This window comes from Kitasatospora sp. NPDC057904, from assembly GCF_042887925.1.
Classification (GTDB): Bacteria; Actinomycetota; Actinomycetes; order Streptomycetales; family Streptomycetaceae; genus Kitasatospora.
The window spans coordinates 133,870-149,829 of sequence record NZ_JBHVOL010000011.1 but is presented as its reverse complement, the minus strand read 5'-3'; the positions used below and the strand labels follow the sequence as shown (position 1 = coordinate 149,829).

Here is a 15,960-nt window from a genome sequence, read left to right as displayed (position 1 = left end):
GGAGCCGTGATGAGGCTCAGGCAGGCTCCGCCGAACCGGTGAGGCGGAGCTTGCGCTGGGCGCGCTGGTAGAAGGTGGTGCGGCCGAGCCGGACGACGCGGGCGGCGTCGGGCAGCATGGTCACCTCGACGACGTCACCGGGGGACACGTGGCCGGCCAGCAGGCCGTCCGCCTCGACGGCGAGGCCGCCGCTGTGCGGCAGCACCTCCAGCGCGAGCCGCTCACCGCTGGAGAGGAACACCGAGCGGTTGAACGCGGCGTGCGGGGCCACCGGCGTGATCAGCAGGCCCTCGGCGTTGGGCGAGACGATCGGACCGCCGGCCGAGAAGCTGTAGGCGGTCGACCCGGTCGGGGTGGCGACGACGACGGCGTCGGCGGTGTAGGACACGAACGGCTGGTCCTGCACCCGCACGGCGACGGCCGCGGTCCGGTGCCCCGGGCTGCGCACCAGCACGACGTCGTTGAGCGCCGTGTGCCAGGTGGAGCCGAAGCGGGCGTGCACGCCGGAGCGGGTCTCCACGGTGAAGCGGTGGTCGTCGATCGCGTCGAGCGCGGCCGGGAGGTCCGGCACGTCGACCTCGGCGAGGAACCCCAGGCGCCCGACGTTGACGCCGAGCACGGGGGCGTGGCCGCCGGACACCATCCGCATGGCGCGCAGCATGGTGCCGTCCCCGCCCAGGCTGATCAGCAGGTCGGCGCTCGCGGTCATCTCCTCCGCCTCGACCGGTACGGCCTCGCAGCCGATCCGCGTCACCTCGGCCGCCAGGCCCAGGACCTTGGCGCCGTGCCCCCGGCTCCACCGGAGGACGGCGTCCACGGTCGGCGCGCACGTGCGCTCGGGGTGGAGGACCAGCCCCACCGTGCCGATGAATCCCATCCGGGGCACCTCGCCGTCGTGCGGGCGGATGTTGCTCCTCCCAGTCACGCACAGCCGGGTGCCGCCTTCAAGGGCACGGGCCGGGGACGGCGCCGGCCAGGGGCGGCGACCTGGGCGCCCGGGGTGAGCCTTGCCGTGCGGCTCCTAGGCCGGTGGGGCCTGGCCCCAGGCCAGGACGACCCCCGTGGCCACCAGCGCGCCGGCGAGCATGGCGGTCAGGCCGGCCCGCGGGCGTTCGAGGGTCCACCACAGGCAGGCCAGCACGAATATGCACAGGATGAAGCCGGCCCCTATCAGGGCCAGGGCGTCGCGTCGGTGGCCGGTGACGCGGGCGCCGACGATCAGCGCGAGGTAGAAGCCGAGGATCACCCCGTTGATCGAGGACTTCACCGGGGAGGACTCGGCGCTCCCGTCCTGCCACCAGTCCCTGAGCCCGGCGAAGCGATCGGACGGCCTGGGCGTTCGCGCCTCGCGTTCGCGCGCGGCGGGCACCGGCACGGCGTCCTGCGGGACCGTCGCTTGCGGGACGGCCTCCCGCGGGACCGCGTCCTGCGGCACGGTGTCCTGCGGCGTGGCGGCTACGTCTGCCATCTGCGTTTCTCCCCCGAGAAGGCCGCGCCGCCCTCGCGGCTGCGGGGCGGGGCGGACCCGGGAAGCGTAGGACGTGCGGTGCACGGTGATCAACACCGGTCCGCTTCGGCGTACGGGACGGCCTTCTCCGCGTCTCCACGCCGCCGTCCGCTCGCCGAGGTCCGAACGGCGGAGCGTGCGGGTGTCGCTGTGACCCGCCTCGTCGGATCCGATGAGGGCCGGGCGCACCTCGGCCCCCGTGGGCTCCGCCCTCCTCTCCAGTGGACGGCGGAGCCCCGGGGGCCGGAGGTCTCATCCGGTGCCGGTGGCACGCGGCACCGGATGGGTCTACGCGGGCTTGCGGCCGTGGTTGGCCTTCTTCTTCCGCCGGGCCTTCTTCTTGCGGGCGCGCTTGGACATCGGGGACCTGCTTCCGTTCTTCGGGTGGGCGGGGTTCGGGCCGGCGGGGTTCAGGCCGCCTGGCCGACCAGCTGGTCGGCGAGCTTGGCGAGCCGCTTCTTCGAACGCTCCTCCTGCGCCGCCTGGGCGGTGGCCGCGACCGAACCGCCTTCGTAGTAGGCGCCGTTGACGACCGGGAAGTCCGGCAGGCACACCCGGACGACGGCCGCCGCGCCCTCGGCCGCCGGGGCGCCGACGCGTCCGTACAGGGGGAGCAGGGCGGTCTCGCACTGGCCAGGGTTGACGCTGACGGCGGTGATGCCGGAGCCGTCCGGGGCCATCTCGGCGGTGTCCATGGTGAGCGCGAGCTGCGACTGCGCGTACGCGGCGACGCGCGAGTACTTCTTGACGCGGTGCGGGTCGGACCAGTTCATCGACGCGGTGCGGTGCAGGGCGGAGGAGACGTTGACGATGCGGGCGCCGTCGGCCGCCGTTAGCGGGGCGCGCAGGAGCTTGGCGAGGAGGTGGCCGGCGAGGAAGTTCACCTGGAGCGAGACCTCGTTGCCGTCGTCGGTGAGAGTGCAGCGCTCGGGGGCCATCACGGCGGCGTTGTTGACCAGCAGGTCCAGTGCCGGGTAGTGCTTGACGACCGTCCCGGCCAGCACCGCCACCTCCGACAGGCGGGTGAAGTCGGCGGCCAGCTCGACGAGTTGGTCCCGCCGGGCGCCGTCGGCGACCAGCCGGGCGACGGCCGCCTCCGCCTCGGCGGTGGTCCGGGCGTGCACCAGGACGGTGGCGCCGAGGCCGGCGAGGAGCCGGGCGGTCTCCCAGCCGATGCCGGAGGACGCGCCGGTGACGAGGGCGGTGCGGGCGGACAGAACAGAGACGGACATGACCCATCCAGGGTGGAGGGCGTCGACGGGGTGCGAAGGAGGCGCGGCGCGTGGCCGCACCTCCCCGGTGCCGTCGGCGCGGAGAGAAGTGATGAGCGGGAAGAGGTGATGCGCGGAGAGATGCTTCGCGCGTCCGAGAGATGTTTCGCGCGTCCGTCCCCCGGCCTCGGAGCCGACGGGCCGGGGGACGGACGGCGGGGATCGGCGCAGGGGCCGTGCCGGACGAAGCGGCGAGAAGCCCGTGCGCACGCGGCCGGCGCCGAGCGGGGTAGCGCTCGGTGTTACCGGACGGTGGTGGCGACCGCGACGGCGACAGCGACGATCCGCGGCCGACTATGCGGCGGGCGGTCGTGGTGGCGTGTCGAGCGGTGCATGCCCATCATCAAAGCCCGGGGGACGGCCCGGGGCAAGCGCCTTCACCCGCCCTGACGAAGCACTGATGCGCTGCTGACGGGTCCTTGACGCCACCACTTCATGCCACCACTTCATGCCACCACGTCACGCCCCCGCGCAGGAAGTCGACAGGGCCGACTTCCTGCGTGCGGGGAGGCGGACGGGACCGGCGGCTACGCCTCTTCGGCGGGGCCGTAGACGACGTGCAGGACGCCCGTCCGGAAGGCCTCGCAGCTCAGCAGCGTGAGCGGGAGCGGCGTGGCGGAGTCGGCGAACAGGCGCTGCCCGTGGCCGACCGCGATCGGGTGGACGAACAGGTGGAGCTCGTCGAGGAGCCGGGCGGCCAGCAGTTGGCGGACGACGGAGACCGAGCCGGACATCGCGACGGCACCGCCGGGCCCGCTCTTCAGCTCGGTGACGGCCTCGACGAGGTCGCCCCGCAGCTGCTCGGAGTTGCGCCAGGTGAACATCAGCGGGGAGTGCGACACCACGAGCTTGCGGGCGTCGCCGAGCGCCTTGGCCATCCGGGACAGCTGGGACACCTCGGCGACCGCCGCCGCGACGTCGCCCGCGTCGACCGGGCCGCTCTCCCGGGAGGGCCACGCCCCGGCGAAGTTCTCGTAGGTGGCGCGGCCGAACAGGAGGGTGTCCGCCGAGCCGAGCCGGGCGTTGACGGCCGCGCCCAGCTCCTCGTTGTAGTACGGGAAGTGCCACTGGTCCGGCGCTTCCACGACGCCGTCGGCGGCGATGAACAGGCCGGCGGTGATCTTCCTCATGAGGTGCTCCCTACGAGCTCGGTGTCGGTCGTCCCGTCAGGTTGGACCGGTCGCGGCGCCGGAACTCATCGGCGCGCGGCGAAGAGCCTGGAGGATCCGGTCTTCCTTCGCCGACGGGTCGTCGGCCGGGCGTGGGGTGGGTATGCTCCCCGCCGCACGACCCGGACTCGGACTCGCTTCGGAGGTACCCGTGGCCCCGCACGACTCCCTGTACGACGACGCGCTCGCGCTGGCCCCGGACCTGGTCCGGCTCCGCCACGACCTGCACCGCCTCCCCGAGGTGGGCCTCGACCTGCCGCGCACCCAGGAGCGCGTGCTGGCGGCGCTCGACGGGCTGCCGCTGGAGATCGGCCTCGGCGGCGCGCTGACTTCGGTCACGGCGGTGCTGCGCGGCGCCCGCCCGGGGCCGACGGTGCTGCTGCGCGGCGACATGGACGCCCTGCCGGTCGCCGAGAAGGCCCCGGTGCCGTTCGCCGCCGGGAACGGTGCCATGCACGCCTGCGGACACGACCTGCACACGGCGATGCTGGCCGGTGCCGCGCACCTGCTGGCCGCGCGGCGCGAGCGCCTCCAGGGCGACGTGGTCTTCATGTTCCAGCCGGGGGAGGAGGGGTGGGACGGCGCGGGGGCCATGCTCGCCGAGGGCGTGCTGGACGCGGCCGGCCGACGCCCTGCCGCCGCCTACGGCGTGCACGTGGTGGCGACGATGCCGCACGGGGAGTTCACCGCCCGGCGCGGCCCGATGATGGCCGCGTCGGCCTCGCTGCACGTCACCGTCCACGGCGCGGGCGGACACGGCTCGGCGCCGCACCGGGCGAAGGACCCCGTTCCGGCGGCCTGCGAGATGGTCACGGCCCTGCAGACCATGGTGACCCGCCGCTTCGACGTGTTCGACCCGGTGGTGATCACCGTCGGGCTCTTCCGGGCCGGCACGCGGCGCAACGTGATCCCCGAGACCGCCCGCTTCGAGGCGACCGTGCGGACGTTCTCCGCCGAGGCGCAGTCCCGGGTCGCGGAGGCGGCCGTCGAGCTGGTCGGGTCCGTCGCCGCCGCCCACGGGCTGCGGGCGGAGGCCGAGTTCCGTCCCGAGTACCCGGTGACGGAGACCGACGCGGCCGAGACGGACTTCCTGGCGGACACCGTCCGGGAGGTGTTCGGCGAGGAGCGCTTCCGGACGATGGCGAACCCGCTGACCGCCTCGGAGGACTTCTCCAGGGTCCTGAACGCCGTCCCCGGCTCGTTCGTGATGCTCGGCGCGGCCCCGAAGGGGAGCGACCCCGGGGACCGGGCCCCCAACCACTCGCCGTACGCGGAGTTCGACGACGAGGTGCTCGCCGACGGCAGCGCGCTCTACGCCGAACTCGCCGTCCGCCGCCTGGCGGTGTGACCGGGGCGGGTCCCGTCGGCGACGGCGGGACCCGTGGGCCACGGCGGGTCCCGTGGGCAACGGGACCCGCCCCGGGAGTCAGGTGCAGTGCACCGAGCCGGCCGCGACGACCCCGGCGCCGGAGAAGTCCCACGTCGGGGTGTCCCCCCAGCACTGGTGACCGCCGGCGTTGAAGTTCATGCTGCCGTGGTAGCGGCGGTCGTTGTGCACGTTCGGGGCCACCTTGATGAACCCGGAGTCCCACCACCAGCTGCCGGCGTTGGGCTGGGGCGAGCCGGCGTTCGACGCGTGGTCCGAGCTGGACTTCACGTCGATCAGGCCGTTGTGCCAGTTGCCGTTGACGAAGTTGGTGTTCCAGATGTTGACCTCGGTGTACGCGACCTTGTTGGTGGGATCGCAGTAGTTCCAGGCCAGGTAGAGGTTGCCGATCGTCCGCCCACCGGCCCGGATGTACTGGCCGCCGCCGAGGACGGCGGCACAGGACGTGGAGCGGGCGTGTGCCGTGCCGGTGCCGACGACGGCGAAGGTGAGGCTGGTGGTGATGACGGCGAGGGCGGTGGATGCCGCGCGCACGCGGGCGCCGATGCGCATGATCCCCCCTGTACGGGAGTCTGTGAGGTGACTGGGTGCCACCTGACGGCTACACGTCATGCTCGCACCGGGCCCGTCCCTGGTCCAGAGCCGTCACGGGCCGACCGCGTGGCCGCGTTGGTCTCAGACGCCGAAGTCGAAGAAGGGGAGGCAGACGAACGGTGCGGTGTGCGCGGGATCGAGCCCGTTCAGGACCAGTTGGGTCACGTTGGGGTCGACGGCCTGGCCGACGTGCCCGGTGAAGTCCAGTCCGCAGACGTCCTGGAGGACGATGTTCGTGGTGTTCGGCCCGTCGAGCAGGCCGCTCGTGTACGGGGTGACGACCTGGTCGTAGCGGGAGACGATGCTGGTGTAGACGGGGCCGGGCACGGCCACCGGCCCGTCGTCGAGCTTCGTCAGGAAGGCGGAGCCGGGCAGGAAGTCCGCGCAGGCGCCGCAGCCGATGCCGTCGAGGATCGCCTGGAGGTGGACGGCGGAGGCGAGGGCGCCCAGGCCGTCGAGGGTGGTGCCCTGGAAGTTCGAGCCGAAGCCGACGAAACGGTCGACCTTCGCGGCGCCGCCGAGGACCTTCATGTAGTAGGCGGGGACGGTGGTGCCCTCGGAGTGGCCGACGATGTCGACCTTCGCGGCACCGGTGGCGGCGCGGACCCGGTCGACGAAGGCGCCCAGCTCCGCCGCGCTGCCGGCCATCGGGGCCAGGCCGCCCGCGAGGGGCCCGAGGACGGTCTGCCCGTACGTCTCGGAGTACGCGCAGTAGCCGTGGGCGACGAGGGCCGGGGCGAGGGTGAGGAAGTTGTCCACCCCGTTGCCGCCCATGCCGTGGACCAGCACGACGGGCTCGGGGTGCGCGGCGCTCGGGCGGCAGGACCAGTCGTTCCAGCCGGAGTCGGGGATGGAGGAGGTGGAGGCGGAGGGAGCGGTGGGGGCGGCCGAGGCGGTGGGGGCGGCCGAGGCGGTGGGGGCGGCGACGGCGACGGTCAGCGCGCAGACGAGCGCGGCGACGGTGCTCCTGAGTCGGTTGCGCATGGGGGAACTCCCTTGGGGGTGGAAGGGGTGCGACCCGATGTGAAAACGATGCGCTTCACATGTGGCCCTACCGGAGAGTAGGAGTAACTCAGGTACACGACAAGGGATCTGACAACGGCTGGTTTCAAAGATCCACGCGGCCGCGATACTTGGTGCATGAGAGCTGGAAGTCGCTACCGGGGCCGGAGCGTCGACGAGCGCCGCGAGGAGCGGGAGCGCCGATTGCTCGACGCCGCACTGGAGTTGATGGGTGGCGAGCCCGGCTACCGGGGGACCACCGTGGCGGCTCTCTGCGGTGCGGCTGGACTGTCGACGCGTCAGTTCTACGAACACTTCCGGACGTTGGAGGAGGTGCTCACGCGTCTCTACGCCTCGGTGAACGACCGGGCGGAGGCGGAGGTGCTGGCGGCGCTGGGCGCACTCGACCCGGCGGCGGCACTGGCCGCCCGGGTCCGGGCCGGCCTCGGCGCCTACGCGCGGGTGACGGCGGGCGACGTCCGCTGGGCGCAGATCGCCTACGTCCAGATCGTCGGCGTCAACCCGACGCTGGAGCGGCTCCGCGCCGACCGCCGCGCGCGCTGGGCCGCACTGCTCGCGGCCGAGGCGGACCAGGCCGCCGGTCGCGGCGAAGTGGCCGGCCGGGATTGGACGTTGACGACCGCGGCCTTCATCGGCGCGGTCAATGCGCTCCTGCACGACTGGGCCGCGGGCTACGTCGCGGCCGAGTTCGACGAGGTCGTGGTCGAGCTGACGGACCTGCTCCTGGCCCGGCTCACCTACTGACCGATGGCCGGCTTCGGGCCCCGGTGGTTTTTTGGGCGGCACGTCGTGGTCCGACGGCTTCCGAAGCGCGCCGCCCTCCCGCGCCGCCCCCGCACGCCGGTGCAGCACCGGCGTGCGGGGGCCTGAGGGCACGGGTCACTCGGCCAGCAGCTCGATCGGGGTCTCGGCGGTGGCCACGGTCTGGGGGAGCGGCATGCCGTTCGGGCCCATCGTGAGCATGGTCGCCTTCACGGTGACCGGGCCGGTGCGCAGGAGCGGGCCGGGGCGGCGGCCGTCGGTCATCGGGCGGCCGGTGTTGGTCCAGGTGCGTTCGGTGCCGTCGCACTGCGCCCTGAACCCGCCGATCGACTCGGGGTGGCCGTCCTGGATGACGTTGCTGCCGATCAGGACGACCTTGCCAGGGTGGTCGGCGCAGCGGTAGCCGCCGGTCAGCGTGACGGTGCCGTCGTCGGCGAGGGTGCCGCCGGTGACGCTCACCGCGTCGGAGGGGGCGGCCGGCGTGGTGGCGGCCGTGGCCGCGGTGCCGGGGGCGGCGAGGCCGATCATCGCGGTGATCACGGCGGCCAGCGTGCTGAGCTTGCGCATGGTGGTGGGTCCTCCGAAGGTGTGGTGCGAGTGCACCGACGTACCTACCGCGTGCCGCAGGCCTGCCGCACGCTGCCACCCGCCACCGGACGCGGCTCCACCCGGATGGCTCTGCGCGGATTCCCGGCATGGCCGAGGTGCGGCGCCCGAGCGCTCGCCCTTCCCGCCTGCGCGCGGTCCCTGCGGAGGGTCCGGTCCGTCAGTGTCCGGGGAAGGCCGCCGGTCGCTGCCAGGCCCGCACGTAGTCGACCAGCAGGTGGCCCCGGCTGCCCGGCACCGGCGGGATCTTGGAGTAGACGAAGTTGTCGAGGAGGACGTTCACCGGGCCGTTCGACGTCCGGCTGCTGTGGAAGACCATCCGGCCGTCGATCCACCAGTCCGTTCCCGACGGTTCGATGTCGACGCCGTAGGTGTGGAAGTCCGCGGCCGGATCGAACCCGGGCCGGTGCACGGTGCCGACGGCGTTCGATCCGGGGACGTTCCGGCCGGGGACGTTCGGGCCGGGGCGGGTGATCCCGGGCCACGGGAAGCCGGGCAGGAGGTCCTGGGGGGCTCCGCCCGGGTTGTGCTGGGTGAGGTGGAGCCGGGAGTGGTCGTCCGAGTAGAACTCGAAGGCGTCGGTCTCACCGTTGGCGGGGATGGAGACCCCGGGCGCCGCCCACGTCCACAGGGCCGACCAGAAGCCCTTGGGGGCCGGGAGTTTGGCGCGGATCTCGGTGTAGCCGTAGCGGAAGGCGTAGGACGGCGACGAGTTGAGCATGCAGCTCGACCAGGCGTAGTGCCTGCCGCCGGCGCTGGTGATGTCATCCGGCTTCGCGGTGATGTCCAGCGTGCCGCCGGAGACGGTGCAGTTCGCCGGCTGGTCGAATTCGAGCTGCTGGTTGTCCGGGTTGCCCGTCCCGAACGGGGCGGCGGACCAGTCCGCCTCCGCCGCGGACTGGAACGACCACTTCGTCCGGTCCACCGACGTGCCGTCGAACTCGTCGGCGAACTTGAGGTCCCACGGCCCGGCGGGCCCTGCGGGCGCGGGCCGTGCGGGGGTGGTCGGCGGCCGGGGCGAGGGGTCGGTGGGCGTCGGCGCCGACGGGAGGGGCGCCGAGGGGAGCGTCGGCACCGAGGGGAGCGTCGGCCAGCCGCCGGGGAAGGGCCACGAACCGGTCCCCGGCGCGGGCCAGGGCCAGGGCCAGGGCCAGGGCTGGACCGCGGCGCTCCGGTGCGGCGCCGCCACGGCCGTCGGGGACACGAGGGCGCACACGGCCGCGCCGGCCATGGCGGCAGCGGCCAACTTCAAGGGTTTCACCGAGGATCCACCGTTCTGCGACAGGTCGCGGCCGTCGACGGGACCGCCCGAGGATGACGGCCGGACGTTGGGGGCCGGGGCGTCGGCCCTGAAGTGGTGAGCGCGCTACCGACGACTCTGGCACCCGCCCCGAGGAGTCGCGCGTCGTACGGGCCCGGGTGGGTGACCCGCCGACAACCGAGGTGTCGGGAGCGGCTGATGAACGGTCATCCGGTTCGTCGAACTCACCGTCACCCGCGCCCCGCGCCTCGCCCCACCTCGCCTCGGCTCGCCCCACCTTGCCCGGCGGCCGGCCTGAGCGATCCGCTGGGGCCGGCGCAGATGAAACGTTCACTCAACGGCGGCGCAGCGGGCGCGACGCGCGTTTGTGGATTTCCGAATTCCGTTAAGCTCATGAGAACAGGAGTCGCGGACCGACTCTTCCGACAAACTCCCTTGACCGTCGCCCGTGGCTGCGCTAAATTTTGTCACCCCGATTCTTCTCGTACTGACGGGGAATGCATGGCTGTCACCTGGGAACCAGACCCCGCGGCATCCTTCGCCCGCCGCCTGGGCAAGTCCTCGCACGAGCTCGGTCAGACCTCCGGCAATGCCAGCTGCCCGGACATCTGGGAGCTGGACAACGGGGACGTCGCAGTCATCGGACGTGACCTCACCGCCTCCTACCAGGACAGACTTCCCGAAGGCGTGAGCATCGACCCTGGTGAGCAGCTCGTCGTCATCCCGCGTGCGACGATCGTCGCGGCGAAGGCGGACATCCCGGATGCATGAACTCCTGGCCGGGGCCGACTGGGAGCGCATGGAGCTCCGGGACTATTACGCGGAATTCGAGGAAATCTTCTGGCGGATCAACGCCCTGGGATTCTGGAAACTGGAGCGCCGACAAACCTTCAAGGAGCCCGGGTACGACAGCTGGGAGGCCTTCGCCGCCGGTGACTGGGAGAATTCCACGGGAATTCTGGAAGCCGGCCGGTCCGACATGGAGGGCTACCACCGGAGGATCGCCGAACGCGGATTCTCGGCGTGCCGGGTGCGGATCGTGGAGGAGCCGATCAGCGCCTACCTCCAGTGGGAGCTCCACGCCCTCCGCGTCCGTGACCAGAGCGGCGGGCCGATCCGCGTCGTGGGCCCGGAGCGGGTGGCGCGCTTCGAGACGGGCGGCCTCCTCCCGGAGATCTACACGCTCGGCTCCGAAGTCATGTACGAGGCGGTCTACGACGAGGACGGCGTCCTCGAATCCGTCCGGAGGTTCGCCGACCACGACCTGATCCTGCGCTGTCGGCGCTTCATCGCCGACCTCTACGCGGACGGCGAGCCGCTTGAGGCCTTCTTCGCCCGGGAGGTGGCCGTCCTCTCGCCGCCCACCGGGCAGCGGTGCTGACCGCTCGATGAGCGGATCCGACCGGAGCGGCCGCGCGCCGGACGGGCCGTCGCCGAGCAGCCCTGCGCCAAGCGAGCCTGCGCCGAACGAGCCTTCGGCGAAAGGCGATTGGCAGTCGAACCGGATCGCCGGATCCGCGGCCGCGAGGGACGTCGTCCAGGCGCACGACGTCCACGGCGGAATCCACTTCCACCAGCCGGCGGAGCAGCGCTCGTTCAGTGTGAGGCCCAACCAACTCCCTTATGCGGGCGGCCGTTTCATCAACCGGAGCGGCGAGTTGGGAAGCCTGGACCGGATGGCCGACGGCGGGGGCGAGGTCTTCGTGCCGTCGGCCGTCGTGGTGGTCACCGGCACGGCCGGGGTCGGCAAGACCTCCCTCGCCCTGCACTGGGCGCACCGGGTCCGTGACCGCTTCCCGGCCGGAGCCCTGTACGTCAACCTCCGGGGCCACGACGCGAACGCGCCGGTCTCCCCGGGCCAGGTCCTGGACCGTTTCCTCCGGGACCTGGGGCTCCCCGCCGCGGCCGTCCCGGTCGGCCTGGAGGACCGGGCCTCGCTGTACCGCTCGATGACCGCCGACCGCCGGCTCCTCGTCCTGCTCGACAACGCCGCGACGGCCGCGCAGGTCCGGCCGCTGCTGCCCGGCGCGGCGGGCTCGCTGACCCTGGTCACCAGCCGGAACAGTCTGCCCGGCCTGGTGGCCCGGGAGGGTGCGGACCGGCTCGACCTGGCGCGTTTCCCGGACGCCGAGGCCGTCCTGCTGCTCCGCGCGGTGACGGCCGCGTCCCGGACGGCCGACGGGCCGGACGAACTGGCCGAACTGGCCCGGCTCTGCGCGGGCCTGCCGCTCGCGCTGCGGATCGCCGCCGAACGCGCGGCGGGCCGGCCGCTGATGCTCCTGTGCGAGCTGATCGCCGAACTCAAGGACCGGTCCGCGCTGTGGGAGGTCCTGACGGCGGAGACCGAAGAGGAGACGGACGCGATGCACCACGTGTTCGCCTGGTCCTACCGGGCCCTGCCCGAGGCCGCCGCCCGGCAGTTCCGGCTGCTCGGCCTGCACCCGGGGGACGAGTTCGGCCTGCCGGCCGCCGCCGCGCTGGCCGGGAGCACGCTCGCCGAGGCGCGCCGCCGGCTCGACGTCCTGACCGGTGCCCACCTGGTCGAGGAGTGCGCCCCGGGCCGTTACCGGCTCCACGACCTCCTGCGGGCGTACGCGGTCACGCAGGTCCAGGAGACGGAGTCGGCGGAAGCCCGCCGTGACGTCCGGCGGCGCGTCCTGTCCTGGTACCTGCACACCGCGGACAACGCGCAGTCGGCGCTGGCGCGGTTCGACCGCTACGCGCTGGACCTGCCGGTTCCGGCGGACGTCGTCCCGCTGGCCTTCGACGACCACCCGTCGGCGCTCCGCTGGTACCGCGCCGAGGTCGGCAACCTGGTCGCCGCGGTGCGGGCCGCCGCGGAGACCGGCTGCCACGACCTCGCCTGGCGCCTGGCGGTCGTCCTGCGGGCCGTGTTCATGCACCAGAACGCCTTCGAGGACTGGGTGACGACGGCCGGGATCGGCATCGGCTCGGCCGCCCGGGACGGGAGCCGCGCGGGTGAGGCCGAGGCGTACGAGAACCTGGGGAAGGCGTACTTCCAGTCGCGTCGGCTCGACGAGGCCGAGGAGTGCCACCGCGCCGCCCTGGAGATCCGCCGCCGCACCGGTGACCGGTTCGGCGAGGCGGTGTCGGTCAACGCCCTCGGCCTGCTCGGTCTGCGCCGGCGGCGGCTGGACGAGGCCCGGTCGTGCTTCGAGGCCGGCGCGGCGATCTTCGCCGACCTGGGTGAACGGCGCTGGGCCGCGCTGCTGCTGTCGAACCTCGCCGAGACCCGCTGCGAACTCGGCGACTTCCGCCCGGCGGCCGAGGCGCTGGAGCGGGCGCTCGCGGTGTTCCGCGAGCTCGGCGACCGGAGCGGTGAGGGCAACGCGCTGCACTTCCTCGGCTGGGCCCGGCGCGGGCTGGGGTCGCTCGCGGGGGCCCGTGCCGCGGCCGAGGCCGCGTTGGCGATCGCCGCCCAGGAGGGCAACGACCTGTGGGAGGCGCACTGGCTCGTCGGGCTCGCCCACGTGGAACGCGCGGCGGGGCGGCCCGAGGAGGCCCTGCGGGCATGCGAGCGGGCGGTCGACGTCCAGCGGCGGCTGGGCGACCGCAGCCGGGAGGCGACGGCGCTCGACGGGGCCGGGGAGGCCTGCCGCGACCTCGGGCGGACGGACGACGCCATTCGTCTCCACGAGGCCGCCGCGCGGATCCACCGGGAGTGCGCGGACCAGTGGCAGCTGTCGGGTGCGCTGGACAACCTCGCGCGCGCCCTCGGCGGGGCAGGCCGCGAGGAGGAGGCCCGCCGCCACCGGACCGAGGCGCTGGCCCTCCTCGCGGGCTTCGACGATCCGCGGGCGGCCGAGCGGCGGGAGCGGATCGGCCGGGAAGGGACCGGCGGGGACGACATCGGCCGGCAAGGGACCGGCGGGGAAGGGATCAGCCGGGGGCCGACTCCGTGATCCAGAGCGGGCCGTCGGCGCAGTCGAGGCGGATGCCGTCGGCCGGGGTCAGTGCGGTCCGGAGCACCCGGAGGGCGCGCCCGTCGATGTCGACCGTCGGGCCGAGGCCCGCCCCCATGAAACGGAAGGTGCGGACCTGATTGTGGATCTCGCGTGCGGTGCGGGTGCGATCGACGACGGAGAACTCCGCTTCCATCAGCCCTGCGCGGCTCGCGCGGGAGTGGTCCTGCGGAATTCCGGGAACTCCGTTCGAAATGCGGCCGATCGATTCGGTGAGCAGTCGCCGAATGACCGGCTGGAGCCGTGGCCAGAGGATGTCCGGCGTGACGTCGTCGGGGATCGGGATTCCGTCCTGCTGGGCGAGCACCGGGCCGGTGTCGAAGTCCTCGTCCATGTGGTGGACCGTCACGCCGAGGTGGCGGTCCCCGTTGCGGATCGCCCACAGCACGGGCGCGGGCCCCCGGTAGGCGGGCAGCAGCGAGCAGTGGACGTTGATGACGCCGAGGCGGGGCGTGGCCAGGACCGACGGCGGCAGCTTCCAGTTGAAGCCGTAGACGACGAGGAGGTCCAGGGCGTAACCGGCGAGGGCGCGCGCCAATCCCTCGGGGCTGCCCGGCACGAGGAGGTCGACGCCGGCGGGGATCGCACCGAGGAGGGAACCGACCGCTGCGGCCGCGTGGTCGTCCGTGGGCCTTCCGGGCCGCATCGAGCGCGAATACACGTGAACCAGTGGATCGTGCCCCTCCTGTCGGCACACGGAATGGATGGCCTGGAACTCGCGGACCCCGAAGGACGCAATGCCGATGCGCAGATGATCTTCCACGGCTCGGGACCCTAGCAGTTCCCCAACTGTCGAAGCGTCAATTCCACTGTTCCGTCGGATGAATGACGGCCGACCGGGCGAGAATGAAAAGTCGGTCCGCCGCGCTCCTCCACTCCCGGGGCGACGTGGCGCGGCGCGGCTCAGAGGCCGAAGCGGGCGCGGTGGGAGGCCGGGACGAGGTCGGTGTACTCGGGGTGCTTGGTGATCCAGCCGCGGATGAACGGGCAGTACGGCAGGACGGAGAGCGCTTGCTCGCGGGCCGTGTCCAGTGCGGCGCGCGCCAGCCCGCCGGCCAGGCCGCGGCCCTCGAAGCGGGGGTCGATCTCGGTGTGGATGAAGGCGATCTCGTCGCCGGAGCGGTGGTACTCGGCGAAGCCCGCGAGTTCGCCGTCCTCGTGGATCTCGAAACGGGACTTCCCGGGGTTGTCGGTGACGAGGTGTGCCATGGGTTCCTCCTGCGGGGCGTTGCGGGGCCGGCGGGTGCCGGCGGGGACCACCCTAGCCGGAAACTAGTTGAAATCTCAACAGTGTCGACCGTCTGTGGCAGTGTGGAAGCATCGGATTCCGAGGACAGGGGGCGGATGACGATGGAGACGTGGCGCGGATTCACCAACGGCGTGCTGTACGCCGCGCAGTTCGGTGCGCTCGACCGGGCCGCGGCGGAGCGGGTCGCCGGCATGATCGTCCGTGGCCGGCAGCTCGGTGACGAGGAAGTCGCCGTCCGGTACGAGCAGTTGGGGGACGCGCTGGCGGGCGGGAGCCCGATCACCGGAGCGATCCCGCAGCCGCACGGCGAGCAGGACGTCCGGGAGTTCCTGGCCCTGCTGCGGGACGCGCTGGACCGCATGCGCCCCTGGCCGCAGCGGCCGTTCCGCACGCTCGACACCGACGAATGGTGGCCGTCCTTCCGTGTGGCGCGCCCGCTGCTGCGCCTCCACCTCGACGAACCGGCCGGGCAGGCGCGTCTGGGCATCGCGCAGACGGTCACGGAAGGGGGCGCCGAACTCGACGTCCTCGTCTTGCGGCTGGCCTCCGGCGAGCGGGTGGCGGTGGCGTGGACGGCGGAGTGCGGTGTCGTCCTGGACCTGGAGGAGGCGCCGCGGGAGCACGTCGCGGCCGCCTTCCTGGCCGCGACCGGCCTGACTCCGGACGAGGTCTCCCCGCTGGGCCCCGATGCGTCGTGGGACGGCACGGCCCTGCGGCGGGCTTAAAAGCCCTGTCCGGTGCACCATCACGGCGCTACGCTCGCAGGGCGAGGGCCTGGGGGGCCGAGGGATCGGGGTGCCTGTGTTGGTGTTCATGCTCCTGGTCGGGTGTGTGATCCTCCTGATGCTGGTGGCGGGTGTTTCGACCTCCGGCTCCGTCTCCCGGGCGACGGTACGGGCCTTCCGGGGGGAGGTGATCCGTCGCCGCTCCGACCGGCACACGCTGACCACCGGGATGCGCACCGACTACTGGCTGGACGTCCGCACCGACGAGGGCGAGGAGATCTCCGTCGCCGTGTCCGGCCGGATCTACGGCCGGTTCAAGGCCGGGGACCGCATCGTCAAGCGCGCGGGTGAACGCTGGCCGACCACCTGAGGGGGCGCGCTCATGGAGGGCGAGGAGTAGGACCAGTCCAGGAGGCGCGAGGC

17 protein-coding genes are annotated in these 15,960 nt (G+C 73.1%); 7 read left to right on the top strand and 10 right to left on the bottom strand.

Annotated elements, in window-relative coordinates; translation table 11 throughout:
- Positions 1-16: 16 nt before the first annotated feature.
- The 4 genes from ACFVSN_RS26755 to ACFVSN_RS26740 form a co-directional block, all read right to left on the bottom strand.
- Positions 17-925: an NAD(+)/NADH kinase gene (locus ACFVSN_RS26755; protein ID WP_387956707.1), complete on the bottom strand. Its 909-nt coding sequence runs from the start codon at positions 923-925 to the stop codon at positions 17-19.
- A 96-nt stretch (positions 926-1,021) separates the two neighbouring features.
- Positions 1,022-1,468, bottom strand: coding sequence for a hypothetical protein (locus tag ACFVSN_RS26750; protein WP_387591032.1), 447 nt, complete (start codon positions 1,466-1,468; stop codon positions 1,022-1,024).
- Positions 1,469-1,917: 449 nt separating this feature from the next.
- Positions 1,918-2,739, bottom strand: coding sequence for an SDR family NAD(P)-dependent oxidoreductase (locus tag ACFVSN_RS26745; RefSeq protein ID WP_380446199.1), 822 nt, complete (start codon positions 2,737-2,739; stop codon positions 1,918-1,920).
- Between the two features lie 566 nt (positions 2,740-3,305).
- A complete protein-coding gene (locus ACFVSN_RS26740; protein WP_387591035.1) occupies positions 3,306-3,908 on the bottom strand; it encodes a dihydrofolate reductase family protein in 603 nt (200 codons plus the stop codon).
- Positions 3,909-4,098: 190 nt separating this feature from the next.
- Here ACFVSN_RS26740 and ACFVSN_RS26735 point away from each other — a divergent pair, with 190 nt between their 5' ends.
- Positions 4,099-5,295 (top strand): M20 family metallopeptidase, encoded by a 1,197-nt coding sequence (locus ACFVSN_RS26735; RefSeq protein ID WP_380446197.1) that lies wholly within the window; start codon positions 4,099-4,101, stop codon positions 5,293-5,295.
- Positions 5,296-5,373: 78 nt separating this feature from the next.
- Here ACFVSN_RS26735 and ACFVSN_RS26730 read toward each other — a convergent pair whose 3' ends face one another.
- Positions 5,374-5,886 (bottom strand): hypothetical protein, encoded by a 513-nt coding sequence (locus ACFVSN_RS26730; protein ID WP_387591038.1) that lies wholly within the window; start codon positions 5,884-5,886, stop codon positions 5,374-5,376.
- A 123-nt stretch (positions 5,887-6,009) separates the two neighbouring features.
- On the bottom strand, positions 6,010-6,912 hold the full coding sequence (locus ACFVSN_RS26725) for a lipase family alpha/beta hydrolase (RefSeq protein ID WP_387591041.1): 903 nt from the start codon (positions 6,910-6,912) through the stop codon (positions 6,010-6,012).
- 156 nt (positions 6,913-7,068) lie between these two features.
- Here ACFVSN_RS26725 and ACFVSN_RS26720 point away from each other — a divergent pair, with 156 nt between their 5' ends.
- Positions 7,069-7,695 (top strand): TetR/AcrR family transcriptional regulator, encoded by a 627-nt coding sequence (locus tag ACFVSN_RS26720; RefSeq protein ID WP_387591044.1) that lies wholly within the window; start codon positions 7,069-7,071, stop codon positions 7,693-7,695.
- 135 nt (positions 7,696-7,830) lie between these two features.
- On the opposite strand, the gene ACFVSN_RS26715 is transcribed toward ACFVSN_RS26720, so the two are convergent.
- Entirely contained in the window at positions 7,831-8,280 is a 450-nt protein-coding gene (locus ACFVSN_RS26715) for a DUF6299 family protein (RefSeq protein WP_380446193.1), read from the bottom strand.
- Between the two features lie 199 nt (positions 8,281-8,479).
- A complete protein-coding gene (locus ACFVSN_RS26710; RefSeq protein WP_387956706.1) occupies positions 8,480-9,571 on the bottom strand; it encodes a family 16 glycosylhydrolase in 1,092 nt (363 codons plus the stop codon).
- A gap of 510 nt (positions 9,572-10,081) precedes the next feature.
- On the opposite strand from ACFVSN_RS26710, the gene ACFVSN_RS26705 reads away from it, so the two are divergent.
- From ACFVSN_RS26705 to ACFVSN_RS26695, 3 genes are all read left to right on the top strand, one after another.
- On the top strand, positions 10,082-10,351 hold the full coding sequence (locus ACFVSN_RS26705) for a hypothetical protein (RefSeq protein WP_380446191.1): 270 nt from the start codon (positions 10,082-10,084) through the stop codon (positions 10,349-10,351).
- Positions 10,344-10,961 (top strand): DUF6879 family protein, encoded by a 618-nt coding sequence (locus ACFVSN_RS26700; protein WP_387591049.1) that lies wholly within the window; start codon positions 10,344-10,346, stop codon positions 10,959-10,961. The genes ACFVSN_RS26705 and ACFVSN_RS26700 overlap by 8 nt, the downstream gene beginning before the upstream one ends.
- A 277-nt stretch (positions 10,962-11,238) precedes the next feature.
- Complete coding sequence (locus tag ACFVSN_RS26695) at positions 11,239-13,503, top strand: ATP-binding protein (RefSeq protein WP_387591052.1); 2,265 nt, start codon at positions 11,239-11,241, stop codon at positions 13,501-13,503.
- Here ACFVSN_RS26695 and ACFVSN_RS26690 read toward each other — a convergent pair.
- Positions 13,481-14,326 carry a methionyl-tRNA formyltransferase gene (locus tag ACFVSN_RS26690; protein ID WP_387591054.1) on the bottom strand — a complete coding sequence of 282 codons (846 nt, stop codon included), beginning with the start codon at positions 14,324-14,326 and terminating at the stop codon, positions 13,481-13,483. The genes ACFVSN_RS26695 and ACFVSN_RS26690 overlap by 23 nt on opposite strands.
- 140 nt (positions 14,327-14,466) lie before the next feature.
- Positions 14,467-14,772 carry a GNAT family N-acetyltransferase gene (locus tag ACFVSN_RS26685; RefSeq protein WP_387591057.1) on the bottom strand — a complete coding sequence of 102 codons (306 nt, stop codon included), beginning with the start codon at positions 14,770-14,772 and terminating at the stop codon, positions 14,467-14,469.
- A 135-nt stretch (positions 14,773-14,907) separates the two neighbouring features.
- On the opposite strand from ACFVSN_RS26685, the gene ACFVSN_RS26680 reads away from it, so the two are divergent.
- A complete protein-coding gene (locus tag ACFVSN_RS26680; protein ID WP_387591060.1) occupies positions 14,908-15,537 on the top strand; it encodes a hypothetical protein in 630 nt (209 codons plus the stop codon).
- A 70-nt stretch (positions 15,538-15,607) separates the two neighbouring features.
- Positions 15,608-15,907: a DUF2500 family protein gene (locus ACFVSN_RS26675; protein ID WP_387591063.1), complete on the top strand. Its 300-nt coding sequence runs from the start codon at positions 15,608-15,610 to the stop codon at positions 15,905-15,907.
- Positions 15,908-15,960 lie beyond the last annotated feature (53 nt).